Annotated in this window: 20 protein-coding genes, 1 pseudogene and 1 riboswitch; of the genes and pseudogenes, 10 read left to right on the top strand and 11 right to left on the bottom strand. The window is 49.7% G+C overall.

Annotated elements, in window-relative coordinates; genetic code table 11:
* Positions 1-43: 43 nt before the first annotated feature.
* The 3 genes from MRBLPE1_RS22200 to MRBLPE1_RS22210 form a co-directional block, all read right to left on the bottom strand.
* Positions 44-433: a cytochrome C oxidase subunit II gene (locus MRBLPE1_RS22200; protein WP_364149439.1), complete on the bottom strand. Its 390-nt coding sequence runs from the start codon at positions 431-433 to the stop codon at positions 44-46.
* Positions 434-568: 135 nt separating this feature from the next.
* The gene (locus MRBLPE1_RS22205; RefSeq protein ID WP_364149441.1) at positions 569-970 is read right to left on the bottom strand and encodes a hypothetical protein; all 402 of its coding nucleotides are present in this window, start codon (positions 968-970) and stop codon (positions 569-571) included.
* An 85-nt stretch (positions 971-1,055) separates the two neighbouring features.
* Positions 1,056-1,448, bottom strand: coding sequence for a phage holin family protein (locus tag MRBLPE1_RS22210; protein WP_364149443.1), 393 nt, complete (start codon positions 1,446-1,448; stop codon positions 1,056-1,058).
* Positions 1,449-1,638: 190 nt separating this feature from the next.
* Between MRBLPE1_RS22210 and MRBLPE1_RS22215 the strand changes: the two genes are divergently transcribed.
* The 5 genes from MRBLPE1_RS22215 to MRBLPE1_RS22235 all read left to right on the top strand — a co-directional run bounded on the left by MRBLPE1_RS22215 (position 1,639) and on the right by MRBLPE1_RS22235 (position 5,338).
* Positions 1,639-2,658: a potassium channel protein gene (locus MRBLPE1_RS22215; RefSeq protein WP_364149445.1), complete on the top strand. Its 1,020-nt coding sequence runs from the start codon at positions 1,639-1,641 to the stop codon at positions 2,656-2,658.
* A gap of 5 nt (positions 2,659-2,663) precedes the next feature.
* Complete coding sequence (locus tag MRBLPE1_RS22220) at positions 2,664-3,146, top strand: hypothetical protein (protein WP_364149447.1); 483 nt, start codon at positions 2,664-2,666, stop codon at positions 3,144-3,146.
* Positions 3,147-3,437 (top strand): hypothetical protein, encoded by a 291-nt coding sequence (locus tag MRBLPE1_RS22225; RefSeq protein WP_364149449.1) that lies wholly within the window; start codon positions 3,147-3,149, stop codon positions 3,435-3,437.
* A gap of 4 nt (positions 3,438-3,441) precedes the next feature.
* Complete coding sequence (locus MRBLPE1_RS22230) at positions 3,442-4,755, top strand: glutathionylspermidine synthase family protein (RefSeq protein ID WP_364149451.1); 1,314 nt, start codon at positions 3,442-3,444, stop codon at positions 4,753-4,755.
* A 178-nt stretch (positions 4,756-4,933) separates the two neighbouring features.
* Entirely contained in the window at positions 4,934-5,338 is a 405-nt protein-coding gene (locus tag MRBLPE1_RS22235) for a DUF350 domain-containing protein (protein WP_364149452.1), read from the top strand.
* Positions 5,339-5,370: 32 nt separating this feature from the next.
* Here MRBLPE1_RS22235 and MRBLPE1_RS22240 read toward each other — a convergent pair whose 3' ends face one another.
* The 3 genes from MRBLPE1_RS22240 to MRBLPE1_RS22250 form a co-directional block, all read right to left on the bottom strand.
* Positions 5,371-5,604: a hypothetical protein gene (locus MRBLPE1_RS22240; protein WP_364149453.1), complete on the bottom strand. Its 234-nt coding sequence runs from the start codon at positions 5,602-5,604 to the stop codon at positions 5,371-5,373.
* Between the two features lie 102 nt (positions 5,605-5,706).
* Positions 5,707-6,273, bottom strand: coding sequence for a GNAT family N-acetyltransferase (locus tag MRBLPE1_RS22245; RefSeq protein ID WP_364149454.1), 567 nt, complete (start codon positions 6,271-6,273; stop codon positions 5,707-5,709).
* Between the two features lie 244 nt (positions 6,274-6,517).
* Positions 6,518-6,826 (bottom strand): ArsR/SmtB family transcription factor, encoded by a 309-nt coding sequence (locus MRBLPE1_RS22250; RefSeq protein ID WP_364149456.1) that lies wholly within the window; start codon positions 6,824-6,826, stop codon positions 6,518-6,520.
* A 131-nt stretch (positions 6,827-6,957) separates the two neighbouring features.
* On the opposite strand from MRBLPE1_RS22250, the gene MRBLPE1_RS22255 reads away from it, so the two are divergent.
* Positions 6,958-8,352, top strand: a complete 1,395-nt coding sequence (locus MRBLPE1_RS22255; RefSeq protein ID WP_364149457.1) for an MFS transporter — start codon at positions 6,958-6,960, stop codon at positions 8,350-8,352.
* Here the strand turns inward: MRBLPE1_RS22255 and MRBLPE1_RS22260 are convergent.
* The 3 genes and pseudogenes from MRBLPE1_RS22260 to MRBLPE1_RS22270 all read right to left on the bottom strand — a co-directional run bounded on the left by MRBLPE1_RS22260 (position 8,347) and on the right by MRBLPE1_RS22270 (position 11,147).
* Positions 8,347-9,053 (bottom strand): annotated as a pseudogene (locus tag MRBLPE1_RS22260) (DNA alkylation repair protein). The gene MRBLPE1_RS22255 and the pseudogene MRBLPE1_RS22260 overlap by 6 nt on opposite strands.
* A gap of 64 nt (positions 9,054-9,117) precedes the next feature.
* Positions 9,118-10,488, bottom strand: coding sequence for a hypothetical protein (locus MRBLPE1_RS22265; RefSeq protein WP_364149459.1), 1,371 nt, complete (start codon positions 10,486-10,488; stop codon positions 9,118-9,120).
* Positions 10,489-10,589: 101 nt separating this feature from the next.
* Complete coding sequence (locus tag MRBLPE1_RS22270) at positions 10,590-11,147, bottom strand: DUF1273 domain-containing protein (RefSeq protein WP_364149461.1); 558 nt, start codon at positions 11,145-11,147, stop codon at positions 10,590-10,592.
* 88 nt (positions 11,148-11,235) lie between these two features.
* Positions 11,236-11,338: riboswitch (TPP riboswitch) on the top strand.
* Between the two features lie 84 nt (positions 11,339-11,422).
* Between MRBLPE1_RS22270 and MRBLPE1_RS22275 the strand changes: the two genes are divergently transcribed.
* From MRBLPE1_RS22275 to thiD, 4 genes are read left to right on the top strand one after another with little or no spacing between them, the layout of a single operon-like run.
* Positions 11,423-12,193: an ABC transporter ATP-binding protein gene (locus tag MRBLPE1_RS22275; RefSeq protein ID WP_364149463.1), complete on the top strand. Its 771-nt coding sequence runs from the start codon at positions 11,423-11,425 to the stop codon at positions 12,191-12,193.
* Positions 12,174-12,950: an ABC transporter permease gene (locus MRBLPE1_RS22280; RefSeq protein ID WP_364149464.1), complete on the top strand. Its 777-nt coding sequence runs from the start codon at positions 12,174-12,176 to the stop codon at positions 12,948-12,950. The genes MRBLPE1_RS22275 and MRBLPE1_RS22280 overlap by 20 nt, the downstream gene beginning before the upstream one ends.
* Entirely contained in the window at positions 12,947-13,981 is a 1,035-nt protein-coding gene (locus tag MRBLPE1_RS22285; protein ID WP_364149465.1) for an ABC transporter substrate-binding protein, read from the top strand. The genes MRBLPE1_RS22280 and MRBLPE1_RS22285 overlap by 4 nt, the downstream gene beginning before the upstream one ends.
* Positions 13,982-13,997: 16 nt before the next feature.
* Positions 13,998-14,816, top strand: coding sequence for a bifunctional hydroxymethylpyrimidine kinase/phosphomethylpyrimidine kinase (gene thiD / locus MRBLPE1_RS22290; RefSeq protein ID WP_364149466.1), 819 nt, complete (start codon positions 13,998-14,000; stop codon positions 14,814-14,816).
* Positions 14,817-14,868: 52 nt separating this feature from the next.
* Here thiD and MRBLPE1_RS22295 read toward each other — a convergent pair whose 3' ends face one another.
* Positions 14,869-15,072: a hypothetical protein gene (locus MRBLPE1_RS22295; protein WP_364149467.1), complete on the bottom strand. Its 204-nt coding sequence runs from the start codon at positions 15,070-15,072 to the stop codon at positions 14,869-14,871.
* Positions 15,073-15,268: 196 nt separating this feature from the next.
* A complete protein-coding gene (gene queF / locus MRBLPE1_RS22300; protein ID WP_364149469.1) occupies positions 15,269-15,766 on the bottom strand; it encodes a preQ(1) synthase in 498 nt (165 codons plus the stop codon).
* Positions 15,767-15,775: the final 9 nt, after the last annotated feature.

Genomic DNA, 15,775 nt, shown 5'->3' on the forward strand with positions numbered 1-15,775 from the left:
TCGGCTCCTTTCGCGTTTTTACAGCACATTCATCAACGGGGTATTAGGCAGCTTCAACGATAAGCGTAGAATGCATCGTTGTGTGTCCTTGCCCGCATGGAATGGAGCAATAGATCTTGTAAGTGCCCGGTTCCGTAAATTCCAAATCCGTTTCCGGATGATCGTTATCCAAAGCTACTTCAAGCTCGTCAATATGTAGCCCGTGAATACCGCTTTTATTCGACAGCTTCAGTCTAACCTTGTCTCCAACCTTGACTTTGTACTCTTCTTGATCGAATACGAAATCGTTAGAAGCAACTACTTTCAACAAACTCATGCCCTCTGGCAGCGAGGCAGACTCGTCAACCGGTTTAGCGGGCAGGGCGAATGTGAGCAAATATAAGCCCAGCAACGACGCCGCTGTAAATAACGTAAACATAATCCACTTGTGCATTGCTATGTGCTCCCCTTTGCGTTCATAATGTCTACCTCTTATATTACATAAGATTGTCCGAAGTTCTCAACCTTAAACTACGGAAAGAGGAAAAGTTTTTTCGTTATTTTGACAAAACCATGAACAAATTCAAAATTAGCTGGACAAATACTGTTTTAATACCCGTTCAGACTCCGCCTTGACAAAGCCCCATAGCATAAAAAAACGGTGATGGTAGCCTCTGCAGACATAATCGGCGTGCAGACCGTCCGCTTGGCGTCTTTCTTCATAAACCTTGATGCCCATTTCCCGAAACTGCCTTTTGATCGCAGCGAGGTCAAGCAGCACCCTGTCCTGCATGCCGCGCATCATGGATTCATAAAACCGCGGGAGCTTTATTGCGGATGTTCCGATCACACGTATATCATGATCCAAAATACGCATGACAATTCCAAGCAGAACAAACCGTTTGACCAGCTCCAGCTCCTCTTCGGTCTGTATCGGCGGACTTGCTGCCGTTCTAACTTTGCCGCGGGTTGTTTCCTCGTTAGCGGCCATTGCTACCCCTCCAGATAAGAACATTTGTTCTTATTATAGCGATTTGCCGCGATTTCATGCAAGCTAAATAAGTTTTATCCAAAAGTTACCGTTTATCCTTTAGCACTTCGATGATCTTGCGCAGCTGCTCCGGTAGCGGAAGGCCGAGCCTGCCGTAATTTTCTGTGATGGATATCAGCTCATTCGCCAAATAGAAATAAATGGCGGCGCCCATTGTCACATTATTGGTTTCCAGCAATATATCTATTCGATGGGCGAGTAAAATAACGAGCAGCGTCAATCCCTTGCGTGTCAGTCCCCATGATCCGATGACGCTGTTTAATCCTTTTCCTTCTTTAATGGCGGCGGCGACTCCCGTAATATAATCAATTCCCATTGCCACAACCAATAAAGTAAGAGATTCCTGCCAGCTGCCGAAAGCAAACGTAAGAATAGAACCCATAAGACCGCAAATCGAGCATAACCAGATCAAGGACATTTTCGCCGCCTCCCCCTTCATTTCCATGTATAATACTATATGCGCGAAAACGTATGGCTGTCCGTCCTCCTTATGGCTGGCTGGCTGTTTTCTATGAAAAAGGCGCTCGCCTAATCTTATTGCGATATTGGAAAATGCTAGAAAAGATAGTATTGTGTATAAAGCAATATATCGAATGAGGGTGACAGGCATGCAGTTATTTTTGAAACTTACCGTAAAGCTACTTCGTTTAAACAATTACTTTGTCGTCTTGCTTACGTTATTGCTTGTATTTGTCAGCTCTATCCTCGCATTTCTGCTGGAGCCGGATACCTTCGGACACTGGTTTAATGCTTTTTGGTGGGTCATGACGACGGTGGCGACAGTCGGCTATGGCGATTTCTTCCCCAAGAGCATTCCCGGCAAAATACTCGCTATGCTGCTCTACGTGTTCGGCATTGGCTTGCTCAGCTTATTGATCGGAAAGATTATCGATTCCATAGCTGAACTTCAACGAAGAAGAGAAGGTGGAAAATTGAAATATCAAGGCCGTGATCACATCATCGTCATTAATTGGAGCAAAAAAGCGCAGCTGGCCGTAGAGGATTTGCTCGACTCGGATCCCGGTATTGCCATCATTGTCATTGATAACAGCGATAAGCATCCCTTTGACCAGCCTCGGGTGCATTTTGTAAGCGGCGATCCGACATCGCCCGAGGTGCTTGCGATAGCTGGCATTCAAAGCGCCCGTTCGGCGATCATTTTTGCCGATCCCCGCATTGAGGATACCTCGCTCATCGACGGAAAATCGCTATTGATCGCTTCCAGCATTGAACAGGCCGCTCCTGCGGTCCATACGACGGTGGAAATCGTGCTGGAGAAGCATATTCTCAATTTCCGGCACGTACAAGTAAATGATTTTATTTTATCGCATGATGCCGTTTCGAGGTTGGCCGTACGATCCGCGTTAAAGGAAGGCAACGTCGATATCTTCATGCAGCTGCTCAGCAGAAAATACGGCGAGGACGTCTATGAGATTCCGGTCGACCCCGGCTGGGCGACATATGGCGATGCTTTCCAAGCGCTGCTCACAAAGGGAGCTACGCTCATTGCGGACCGCACCGACATGGGCATTAACCGCAGGCTTGGTGAATCGATCCCGAGCAATGCCCGCTTATTCGTGATCTCCAATGACGAGACCATTGCCAAAATTAGATCAGAGAGGAAGTAATTCTAGTGAATAACGTGCTGACTTACCTGGAATGGTCCGAACCGGATCTACGCGTGGTACGGACCATAACGGAAGCTGCCGTAACTCGTGACGATATTTTTGTGCGCAAGCTGGTGAATGCGACTGTATTCCGCAACGCCTTGTTCGAGCATACGGCGAACGAGTGCGAGGACGGCAAACGCCATCATATTTATGCCAAGCCTTACAATGAATTCGACGACGCAGTTTACGGGCAAGCCATTCGGAATGCCTTGCATGAGTACGTCACCGTCTCGCCTTATATGGAAGTCGAATACCTGCTTTGGAACGGCTACCGCTTTAATCCTTGCGCTTTGCCGCTCCTTCAACCGGCCAGCCCTCTCGCGTTTGCCCAGCTTTTGCTCGATCATTATATTGTGAGCGAGCAGAAAACCTATGAGACGGTCTATACCGTCTACGACATGGACCGAAGCAAAATCGTTGTTTTTTTGAAAGGAGTGAACCTTTAGATGTCCGATGAACAGGCAAAGGCAGCCGGCTCCAAATTAAAAGCGAGAAGCCAGAAGGCGCTTGCCTTCGCTCTGCTGCTCACCGTTCCCGTTGCGCTCAGCGGCTGCAATACGTCGAGCTCGCGTGTGTGCGTGGATAATGATAATGACGGCTATTGCGATGATGACGGCTCAAGCCGCGGCAGCACCTATATTTCAAACGGCAAAACGTATAAAAAATCTTCCAGCTACAAATCCAGCTCCTCGAAGGGCTTCGGCAGCTCCGGCATAAAGAGCAGCAGCGGAGGCTGATTCTATGAAACGTGTCATCCCGCTTACACTAACTCATGAAGAATTGTTTCAAGGCGATCTCGCCGAACGAATTCCATACCATCGTATGTATGGCAAGCAATACTGCCTGCCTTCGGTAACAGGGTATGCACGGGCTGAATACGAGGAGCTCCAAGCCGCCTCAGAGCAAGTAGACCGCATTTACTGGAAAGCGCTGCGGTTTGTTCAGCGGCATTTGCCCGATGAGTTTTTAAAGGCACAATTAGGCATTCATCCCTCCCTTATTCGGGCAGCGCGTATAGAGACGCCTTGCCACGGGGTATCCAGGCAGGATTGGATCCTATCGGCGCAGGGCATGAAATGCATTGAAAATAATACCGATACGCCGACCGGCATTCCGGAAACGGCCTTTTTGGGAAATGCGGTCGTCACCCGACACACGGCGTTTCGTTCCGCTTCCGCGGGAATGGACGAAGCGCTGGGGCAAGCTTTCCAGCGGCTGGTTCATCATTACCGAAGCGCAGGCTTAACCGGATCGATCGCCTGCACCTGCTACGATTGGCATGTCGAGGACAAATGCAATACGGAATATATCATGAATGTCATTTCCGGGCTTGGTTATTCCGTTATCTTCGTTCCTCTGGACCAGCTCGTGATCGCGGAGGGGGACGGATTGTATGGAAACGGCGAGCGCATCGATATCTTATACCGGCTATATCCGCTTGAATATTTGATTCATGATACCGAGGAAGAAACAGGCCTGCCTGTCGGTGAGGCACTTATGGAGCTTGTTGAGCAAGGGCGGCTGGGGTTGATTAATCCGCCGCAAAGCATTCTCACGCAAAGCAAAGGCTTCATGGCGCTCATTTGGGCGTTATATGAGAGGAACGAACAATCCGCAGACCTGCTTGGCCATCCGCTTTTTGACGAGGCAGAGCTCCAGATCATTCAGAAATATCTTCTTCCCTCCTATTTCGAGGGCACCGTATTCGTTCGGCAGCAAATTCCTTATGTCGCCAAAAGCTACTGGGGACGCGAAGGCAAGGGAACCACTCTCTTTGCGGGGGACGGAACGCTGGAAAGCGAAGAATGGGGGATTCAAGAGGATGGGGACGAAACCGAGGAAATCAAGCAGTACTACAGCGAGCAGCAAAAAATTTATCAGCAGCGCGTGACGATGCAGGAAGTCGCGTTGCATACCGAGGCCGGCCCGCTCCAAGGGTACTTATTAACCGGAGCCTACGTCATCGGCGGCGCTTTCGCGGGCCTGCTGCCACGCGTAGGCTCGAAGATAACCGGAGACATGGCCTATTACTGCCCCGCCGCCATCGTGGAATAACGGCGTATGCTTTCGAAGCGAGTTTTGCTTCACAAAACTTTAAGCGTATGCTTTCGAAGCGAGTTTTGCTTCACAAAACTTTAAGCGTCTGCTTTCGAAGCGAGTTTTGCTTCACAAAACTTTAAGCGTATGCTTTCGAAGCGAGTTTTGCTTCACAAAACTTTAAGGAGGAACAAAAATGAATGAATTTTTGCAAAATGCCGGCAACGTTGGAATCGGCCTTGTTCTTCTGCTCGTCATTTTAGGCGGAGGCGCATTTGTATTCAGTAAGCTGACTCGTTACAATGACGCCGCGGAAATCAACAAAGGCAATCAAGCCGCGGGCATTTACATGGGCAGCAAGCTGCTCGGCTTGTGTATCATTGTTGCAATGGTGTCGTACAGCTCCGATTCATGGGTATCCATGTTGATTTGGTCTGCTATAGGCATCGCCATTTTATGCCTCGTTTATGTATTATTCGATTTTCTTACGCCGCGCTTTAAAGTGTGTGAGCAGATCGAGCAAGGAAACCTAGCCGTCGCACAGCTTCTTCGTTCGATCATCATCGGGGTATCGATTGTGATCGGTACATTCTTAATGTAATCTTTACTAAAAAAAGCCGCCTCACAGCAGAATCATATTGCTGTGCAGCGGCTTTTTTTCATCTTATAAATGCAAAAGGAACCATCGCTGTAATTCGCGTGATTCCTTCGGTGTTTTTTATTTAGCTTCGCTTGTTTCTCTTGTAAAGTCGGGGTGCGTTTTAACGACGGATTGACGCCCTGCCAGCTCCCTCGCAGCGCATCCGGCGCCATGCGCCCTTGCTGCGCCAGCTTCTGTCTTGCTTTTTTTGCTTTGCTCATGGACATGGTTCTTACCCTCCCGGTAATTTGGTTTAACGTTTTGCGAATCATAGTCCGCTTCCCTCTATTATACGCGGGATGGCTCATTTGCGAAAGTCGTTACAGCATTTACAAGCGCCTATAATCCTTGCGCAGCATGGAAAATTGCAGAAGCTCCACAACCTGCCCTTGCTCGAACTCGTATTCCCGCAATTCGCTGTCCTGCCTAAAACCCAGCTTAGCCAGCAAGCCGATGGAGGCCGTGTTAGCAGGATCTACTTTTGCTTCGATGCAGTGCAATTTCATGCAATCGAAACCAAAAGCGAGGATCGGCGCCGATACTTCGCTCATGATTCCTTTCCGCCAATAGCCGGGAGCCAAATCATAGCCTATCTCGGTACGGGCATACTCTTTCTCGTAATGAAGAAATCCGCAGGTTCCGATGACCTTGCCCGTAAGCTTATCCTCAATTAACCACCGTATGCCCACCTGAAGAGCGAACGTTTCGAGATGCCAATTCATCTCTTGCCAAGCCTCCGCTTGATCGGACAGCGGCAGCAGCGGCGTATATTTCACAACCTCGCTATCCGAATAAAGCTCATAAAGATCAGCGACATCCCGTTCCTCTGACTTTCTCAAAATAAACCGTTCGGTCTCCAGTCGGGGAAAAGTCTGAAATGAGAACGCCATTGCCATTTATCCAGCCCCTTTTATCATAGCAAATCGAAATCGGCTCGTGCTAAACATTGAATGCAATGCTTGCTGCATACAAAATAACCGCCGATTGCGGCGGTAAAAGAACGGAGCCTCACTGACACTCACAACATGATTACAAAACAAAACTTTGAACCCTTTCGCGTACCTAAAATTGTCGCTTCACCCGTTGCCGAAGTACTGCTTTATTTTAGCGCAAACAGCCGAGAAAATACATCACATTATGTTATATAAGGGCTTCGGGACGTATGATCGCTGCCAACAGTCCAGGAAAGCGGGTATTCAAATCATCGGCGCGCACCGTCAAAAAATGCTGGGTCCCTTGCTTGCGTACATTCAGTACGCCAGCCTCCCGCAGAGTGCGGACATGATGGGTCATCGTAGATTTTACAACCGGAATATCAAAGTGACCGCAGGGCTGCTCGCCGCTTCTCACGATCGTGGTTACGATACGAAGACGAATGGGATCGCTAAGTGCATACAATACGGAAGTCAGCTCAATATCCTCTCGGTTCGGATGAAATAAAATTTTCAAACGCCTTCACTCCTGTCTGTCTCGTCATTCCTTTATTGCATTATAACATAGCCCATGCTATATTTTCATTGTACGATAATTATCGTACAATGAAAATATAGAGAGACACAAATACTCGCCTTGGAGGTTGTATGAGAAACACTGCCGCAGTTAACGTCCCGCCTTTAATATCCGAGGAACGCCCCGCTTTTCGGGACGCCCTTGTCATTCCCCTTCTAGGACTGACGATCATTATCGTCATTATGAATACCATGATGTTCAATTTGGCGCTGCCTCAGGTAACGGCCGAATTTACGCTTTCACCGACTGCCGCCTCTTGGATCATAACGGGGTATTCGATCGTCTTTGCCATTTCATCCATCACGTTTAGCCGGCTGTCCGATTTTGTGCCTATCCGCCTTTTGCTGACCGTTGGATTAATCGCGATGGGCGGAGCGTCCGTGCTCGGTTTTTTTAGCCATCATTATACGCTGCTTCTAGTAGCCCGGCTGTTTCAAGCCTCGGGAGCCGGGTCGGTGCTTAGCTTAACCATCGTGCTCATTACCCGTTTCATTCCGCTCGCCAGACGCGGGAAAGCGATGGCGCTCATTACTTCGGCCGCTTCGCTTGGACTAGGGCTCGGCCCTGTAATCGGCGGCGCCATTACCCAGTACTTAGGCTGGAATGACCTGTTCATCGTAACCGGCATTTCACTGCTGCTGATCCCGGTATTCTACCGTCTCCTGCCGAATGAGGCTTCGAACAAGGGCTCCTTCGATGTCATTGGCGCTGCCCTTGTCGGTATCGGTTCAACAGGCGTACTGCTGTATATAACCAACCATTTTTGGGTCGCGCTTATCGGCGGCGTTACCGCGCTGGTCTTGTTTTGGATACGAATCAACCGCGCTGCGAATCCGTTCGTCCAGCCTTCGTTATTCCGCAACAAACGATATATCCGTCTGATTTCGCTCGGCATTATTTCGTATATCAATAATTTTGCAACGCTTTTCTTGCTGCCGCAGGTGCTCATTCACTTATTCGAGCTCACGCCGGGCCAAGCCGGTCTCATTATTTTCCCCGGAGCGCTCGTAGCGATGCTGGCCTCGGGCCGCATCGGAAAAATAATCGACCGGTACGGAAACAGCCTGCTGCTTCGCGTCGCGCCTTGGCCTTTGCTCCTCGCGGCCGTTTTCTTTGCTCTTTTCGCAGATCGCTCCGTCTATGTTGTGATGGTCATTTATATTTTGATGAGCGTAGGCTTCTCTGCTTTAAACTCAGGCGTATCTAACGAGCTGTCGAGAATCTTGCCCGGTGAGCATGTAGGAGCAGGCATGGGCTTGTTCCAGCTGTCCCAATTCATTAGCGGTGCTTTTAGCGTCGCGATCAGCGGGATCATCCTATCCGCGCAAAGCGAGCTGCCGCTAAGCCAAGCATTCTCCAACATTTTTTGGGGCATGGGTTTGATTGCCGTATTCGCCATTGCGGCCTCTTGGTTGTATTACGCATCAGCGAAGCAGCAGCAACTAGGTCGGCATACACGGTTATGAACCCGATAAATGCTTCAAAGCCTCCTTCTTGCTGAGCGGCGAGAGCGGCGTTTCTTTAACAAACCGATGCACGCTGGCTGCATCGGTTTTTGCATATTCCCGAAGCGCCCAGCCGATCGCCTTGCGTATAAAAAATTCGCTTTCATCCTTCGTAATGCGTATATAGCCGAATAAACGCTCCGTATCGGTGTGATGCTTATAGCGCAGTTGAAACAATAACGCGGTCCGGCGCAGCCACATATTTTCCGATACTATCCATCGCTCCGTGTAGGCATCGATTAATTCCGGGTATTTCGAGAGCTGATAGCCAACTAAATGAGAAGCCAAAAAATCGACCGTATCCCACCAGGAATGGGTCGTTATCCAGCGCTCCAGCCGATCGATATGCGTGGGCAAGGCCTCCTTGCCGTATTCTCCAGCAACCCCATCGCAATGTAATGAAACTCGCGTTCGGGCAGCTGCCATAAATACTCCGCCGTTTCAAGCAGTTCTTCTCCCTTCGGCTTATCATGCTGTTTCCAAAATGCCCGCAGCAGCGCTGTTCTCTCCGGCGTTTTAATCCCAAGAAATACAAACTGGCCGCGCATGTATGCTTCCATCGGCAATGCTTTTTCCGGATCGGCATGCTCCCTAAACAGAGCTTCGAGCGCCTTCGCAATATTTGTCATCAAAGCGGCCTCCTTTTCCTTGAACGATAACATAAAGCAGCCCCGGCCATCAATCACGGCCGGGGCTGCTTCAATATTCGTTTAAGAATGAATGCCGTTAAGCCGCTTCACCATTCAAATACCTGTAGAATGGCTTATCGACCCAGAATTGCTTCGGCGTAACCGCCACATTTGGATCAATCGCTTTAAATCCTGCCACTACCTTGGCGGAATCCTCATTCAGCGAGAAAGGATTAACGGTATAAGGACTGTCTGGATCCGTAATAAAATTGTTCGTAATGATTTCATAATCCTTTAGCTCGGTTTGCGAATAGTAAAGCGGCTGCCACCAGGATGCGGCAATCAGGCCCGCTTGGCCCTCTTCATTTTTCTTCGCATACGTCAAAATCACGTTTTGGAAAGCTTCTTTGTCAGCCGCATTCGCAAATTCGAATGCAAGGTCATATTCTTTATCGTAATTAATGTAATTGCCGTTTTCAATTTGCACGACATTAGGTCCCGGCGTGCCCCATTCGGCTAAAAAGATAAAAGCGGAAGTCTTCGGTTCGAACTGTACCTTGGCGTTCAAGCCTTCGCTGCGCAGCAGGCCGATCAGCTGAACCGCATGCTTAAAGTCGGAATGCCCGTAGATAAGGGACAGGGAATCAATGAAATTAGCATCGAAACGGGAGTCTTTGATATTGTAACCCGTAATTAAATCCTGTTTTAGCGCGGTGTTGACAATCGTTTGCAGCTTAGGAGCGTTAATGATATCGGAAGTCTCGTATGCCGTGTTCAGCTTCGCAAAAATATCGCTGTCGTTCACATAGCCGAGATACTTTTTGTACAGGCCTTTCGTAATTAACACTTTGCCGAGCAGCGTATGGATCAATTGTGAGCTGGCTGCATTTTTCGGCTTAAAGCCGGAATAAAGGTCAGCCGTCAACAGGCCTGCATCCACCGCGGCTGCAACCTCTTGCGCGCCTTTCGTGCCGAGCGCGCTGTTTTTTACATTCAGCTTCGCCAATGCTTTATTCACCTTAGCGGCGGGGTATGTATACGCAAGCTCCTTCAGGTCGGCCGCCCTTACCGCAATCGCAACAGCAACGGCATTGGTGAGCACTTGCTCGCCTTGAATGGAAGGTCCGGATAAAATTCCGTTTTCATACAATGCCGCAGCCGATGCGTACAGCTCGCTGCCAGGCTGCACGTCGGAAAAGGTTACCGCTTTGCCCGAGGGCTCGTAGCCAAGAATAGCTGCGACGGCTTCAATAAACTCGCCTTTCGTCACTGTGCCGGAGAAGCTGACATCGAATTTCTCCTTCAAAAACTGTTTATACTGCGCCGCGCCGTCTTCCTGTGAAGCTGAAGAAGCTGGTACAGCTGCAGCTGGAGATGCCGCAAAGGCCGTGGACTGCGCAAAAAGAATAGAAAAGGACAAAAGAAGCGCTCCCAGCAGTTTCGCATATGAAGCTTGTGTTTTTCCCATGAACATAACCTCCGTGTTTTTTATAATTCCGATGAATTTAATCGGGAATAAGTAATTTCCATAGTATACCAACAAAAAAACACAAGTGTCAATGAATATATTCAGTATTCCGAATACAAATGGTCATCGTCCGCGATGCTTTGAATATCCTCGGAGCTGATGCTGATATAGGCATAGCCCTCCGCCTGCTGCTTCTTTAATGCTTTTTCTTTGAAAAACTTCGGGCTGCCTTCGCCTGCATCCTCATCGTAGACGAGCAGAATGCCGTCCGTTTTGCGGAACAGCAGCTCGTCCCGCGCTGTAAACTGCCATATGCCGTTATACGGCTGGTTGCTGACCGACGCGTAATAATCGACCCCTTTTAAAACCTGCTGGTAAAATTCCTTTTTATCGTCCTTCCACTTTTCTTCCGGGTTGCTGTAAGCCGAGATGATGGACAGCCTCAAGTGAGGATAAATTTCTTTGAGCGAGATCACTACCTCGCAAGCCCATAGATCAACACCGTATTGGCCGGGCGTAATGACCCATTCCAAGCCGTCTTCAATAAGGGGAACCAGCTTGCCCATCAGCGCTTTTTTGATATAAACGATGCCCTCATGCTTTTGGCTGAAAATATTAAGCTCATGGGCGCGATAGCCTGTAACGAGTAAATTTTTCATTTTGTTCAACGCCTTTTCGGATAATTATGGTTTACATCTCTCCAGTGTATGCTATAGTAGAAAAAATACAAATTGAATATCGACCTAATTAATTCACTAGGGGAGTCTTACGGCTGAGATGGAGCACATGCTCCGGACCCTTGGAACCTGATCTGGATCATTCCAGCGGAGGGAAGTGGAGCAGAAGCATTCATTCATGCGCGCAAGCCTTGTTGAACGTTAGACCCGCTCATTTTCCTTCGGAAATGGGTGGGTCTTTATTTGTTTACGGGGGGATGCGTATTACCGCGTTATTATCGCTTCATCAGTTAGGCTACTCGTTTGCTTCCACCTCAGAGAAACCGATCTTATCCCATTTATCCTTAGAAGCATACGCAGGGGAATTCGTATCGATCATCGGCGCAAGCGGCTCTGGCAAAAGCACCCTTTTCAAGCTGATTGCCGGATTGCTGCAGCCTATTCAAGGCGAAATCAGGCTGCGCGGCAAGCCTGCGCCGGATCGGCTGGGCAAGATCGCCTATATGCCGCAGCAGGATTTGCTGCTTCCCTGGAGAACAGTGCTCGAGAATTGCTTGCTTCCGCTTGAGCTGGCGCGGGGGAAGCAGCTGACCGGCATCTCCCGCATCACGGAGCTGCTTGAGCATTTCGGTCTCGCAGGCTATGAACATGCTTATCCCGATGAGCTGTCCGGAGGCATGCGGCAGAGAGTTGCTTTCTTGCGGACCCTCGTGACCGGCCAAGAGCTGCTCCTGCTCGATGAGCCTTTCGGAGCACTGGATGCCATGACCAAACGCGGCATGCATAAGTGGCTGCTAGAGCTTTGGGGCAGCCTGCACAAAACAGTCCTCTTCATTACGCATGATCTCGAGGAGGCTATTTTGCTCAGTGACCGCATTTATTTACTTTCCGGGAATGAACCGCAGGGCGTTCAGGAGATCATCGTCAAGCTGCCTAGGCCAAGACATTATGAGCAAAATTACGAACCGGAATTTGTAATGCTGCGACAAGATTTGGAGCGAAGGCTGCATGCGCAAACCACTTTTTAAAAAATGGCTGAACGATTACGGCCTCTTTATCCTGCTGCTCGCCTGCCTGCTGCTGGCATGGGAGTGGGTTGTACGCATAGGCTGGGTTCCTGCCTTCATTCTTCCTGCTCCGACCTCGATCGGCGGGGCTTTTATCGGTGACAGCCAGCTTCTGCTCGGCCGGCATATGCTCGCTACGCTGCGCGAAGTCGCGTTAGGCTTTCTCTTATCCGTCTTGATCGGCGTCGCCCTCGCCGCAGGCATGCAAGCCTCCCGGACGCTGGAGAAGGCGCTGTATCCGTTCATTGTCATCAGCCAGACGATCCCGCTCATCGCCCTGTCACCGATCTTCATCATGTGGTTCGGCTACACGATTTGGAGCAAGGTCGCCGTCGTATTCTTAACGGCCTTCTTCCCGATCGTTGTCAGCACGTATGACGGGCTTCGGAAGGGAGACCGCGAATACCGGGAGCTGCTGCTGACGATGGGCGCGACGCGCTGGGACATTTTCCGCAAAATACAAATCCCGATCGCGCTGCCCTCCTTTTTCTCGGGACTGAAGCTGGCCATCGTGTATTGCGTCGTTGGCGCCACAATTGGCGAGTGGCTTGGAGGCAATGAAGGACTTGGCTATTACAGCCGCAGAATGTCGAGCAGCTTGAATGCTGATTCGATGTTTGCAGCCGTCTCCCTGTTATCCCTGATCGGCATCGTCTTATTCGCTGCCATCGTGCTTTTGGAAAAAACGATATTAAAGAAAAGAGGAAAAAAGAAATGATCGCAATAACAAAATTGAAAGCGGCGGCTCCGCTGCTATTGGCGGCACTGCTGTTCATCAGCGGCTGCGGCGGCGATGCTGCCACAAACAATAAGGAAACCTCTGCGTCTCCCGCCCCCGCTGCCGAGACGAAGCTCGAGAAGATCAGCATTATGCTCGACTGGTACCCGAATGCCGTTCATTCCTTCCTATATGCCGCACAGAAGAACGGTTATTTCGAGCAGCAAGGACTTGAGGTGGATATTCAGATGCCTGCCGATACAAACGACGCATTGAAGCTCGTAGCGGCCGGTAAAGTCGATCTGGCCCTCAGTTACCAGCCGCAGGTGCTGATGGCTCGCGGCGAGAATATTCCCGTGAAGTCGATTGCAGCGATCGTTCGGCATCCGCTCAATCATCTCATGGTGCCGGAAGGCGGAAATATCAAATCGCCGAAGGATCTGGTCGGCAAAAAAGTCGGTTATTCCTCCATTCCGCTATACGAAGCCATGATGCGCACAATGATCAAGCAGGATGGCGGAGATTCTCAAAATGTCGACATGATCGATGTAGGCTTTGACTTTATTCCCGCTGTTGCCACCAATAATGTGGATGCCATCATAGGCGGATTCATCAATCATGAGCAATTGCTGTTAGCCAAGGAAGGACATGTCATGACGGCAATCAATCCTGCAGATTTTGGCGTGCCTGATTATTATGAGCTTGTGCTCGTTGCCAGCGATCAAGGGCTTAGCGAGAAGCAAGCGCTGTTCAAGAAATTTATTAACGCTATAACCAAAGGACAGCAATACGTTTCGGAGCAGGCAGAGCAGGCGCTGGCCATCTTGTTCGAGCATGAAGACCAAACCTCTCCCCTCGATAAGGAAATCGAAAAGAAGAGCTTGGAGATCCTCCTGCCCCTTATGGATGCGGGAGAGCAAGCGTTCGGATATCAGGATCCCGCTTCGTGGGCCCAAGTTAAGGATTGGTTAACTTCGAATGAGCTGCTGCCGCCTGACCTAAAGGCCGAGGATGCCTTTTCAAATTTATAATGGAGGAGATTAGTCGATGAAACGATATAAAGCGCTAACGATTGCAGGCTCGGATAGCGGCGGCGGCGCAGGCATTCAAGCCGATCTAAAAACCTTTCAGGAGCTTGGCGCCTATGGGATGTCCGTCATTACCGCCGTTACTGCCCAGAATACGCTTGGCGTTCAGGGCGTTTATCCGATGGAGGCCGCAGCCATTCGAAAGCAGCTTGATTCCATTGGCGAAGACCTGACGCCCTCAGCCCTAAAGACAGGCATGCTGTTCAGTAGTGAGATCATCGAGATCGTGGCCGCAAAAATCAAGCATTACGGATGGCAAAACTTGATCATCGATCCTGTTATGGTAGCTAAAGGCGGCTCCCCGCTGCTTCAGCAGGAGGCCGTTCGAACGCTGATTAAGCATTTGCTGCCGCTCGCGCTTGTGACTACGCCTAACATTCCGGAAGCAGAGCTGCTCGCCAAAATGCCGATAAGAACACTAAGCGACCGTGAGGAAGCCGCCAAGATTTTGTTTCAAATGGGCTCCCGGTATGTTGTCATAAAGGGCGGCCACAGCTCCGCTAGCGAGCGTCTCGTCGATCTTATGTATGACGGCAAATCTTTTGTTTTTTTAGAAAGCAAGCGCATCGACACAAGGCACACGCATGGGACCGGTTGTACCTTCTCAGCGGCGGTTACTGCCGAAATCGCGCAAGGAAAAACGGTACCCGAGGCGATTCGAACCGCCAAAGCCTTCATTCAAGCAGCCATCGAGCACCAGCTCGGCTTCGGCGGCGGACACGGGCCTACGAATCATTTTGCTTACCGGAGCAGTCATACGGGCACACGCTTGCCGTAATGTCTAGAATCATAACAAACGCCGCTTCCCACTAGGAAGCGGCGTTCTATGTTTATAAGCGAAGCCGCATTATGGTCTCCGCATTAGGCAGCTTCTCCATCGCCATCGAAGACTCCATGAAGCTTACGGCTATTACATATTTCGCCTGCTCGGAGTCCTCCGCGGCATGGACACGTTCAGGCACCACGCCATAGCTCGTCAACGCCGCAGCAATCGTAATAAGCAATACTGACATACATAACGCATTTCGAATCATCGAATGTCCGCTCCTATTCCCACCGTCTCTTTTTCATTAATAAAAATAAGTATAGGTGATTTCTATCGAAATGAAATGGACTTCGGGAAGGATAGGGTACTGGACCTTAGGCTGGCAAAAAAAAAGCCTTACTCCGAAGAGTATAGGCTAGATTGCAGCTGTATCCTTGCGATTTCAAACGTATACAAGGGAAACGTTAGCGATTATCCACTTTTTCCGGGTACAAGTCGTGATTCATGAGGCGATGCTCCGCCATTTGTTCATATTTGGTGCCCGGTTTGCCCCAGTTGCAATACGGGTCAATGGAGATGCCGCCGCGAGGCGTGAATTTGCCCCATACTTCGATATACCTTGGATTCATTAGGGCAATTAAATCATTCATAATAATGTTCATGCAATCCTCGTGAAAATCGCCGTGATTGCGGAAGCTGAACAAGTACAGCTTCAACGACTTGCTCTCTACCATTTTGTGGTCCGGAATATAAGAGATGTAGATGGTGGCAAAATCCGGCTGACCCGTCATCGGGCATAGGCTCGTAAATTCCGGGCAATTAAACTTAACGAAATAATCCCGGTTCGGATGTTTGTTATCAAACGCCTCCAGAATGTCCGGGGTATAATTAAATGCGTATTGCGTACCTTGGTTGCCAAGCAGCGTGACGCCGTTTAGCTCCTCCTTGCTTCTTCCTTCCATAATCCCTGC

Origin of the sequence: Paenibacillus sp. LPE1-1-1.1, assembly GCF_040676435.1 — a bacterium.
GTDB lineage: Bacteria > Bacillota > Bacilli > Paenibacillales > Paenibacillaceae > Pristimantibacillus.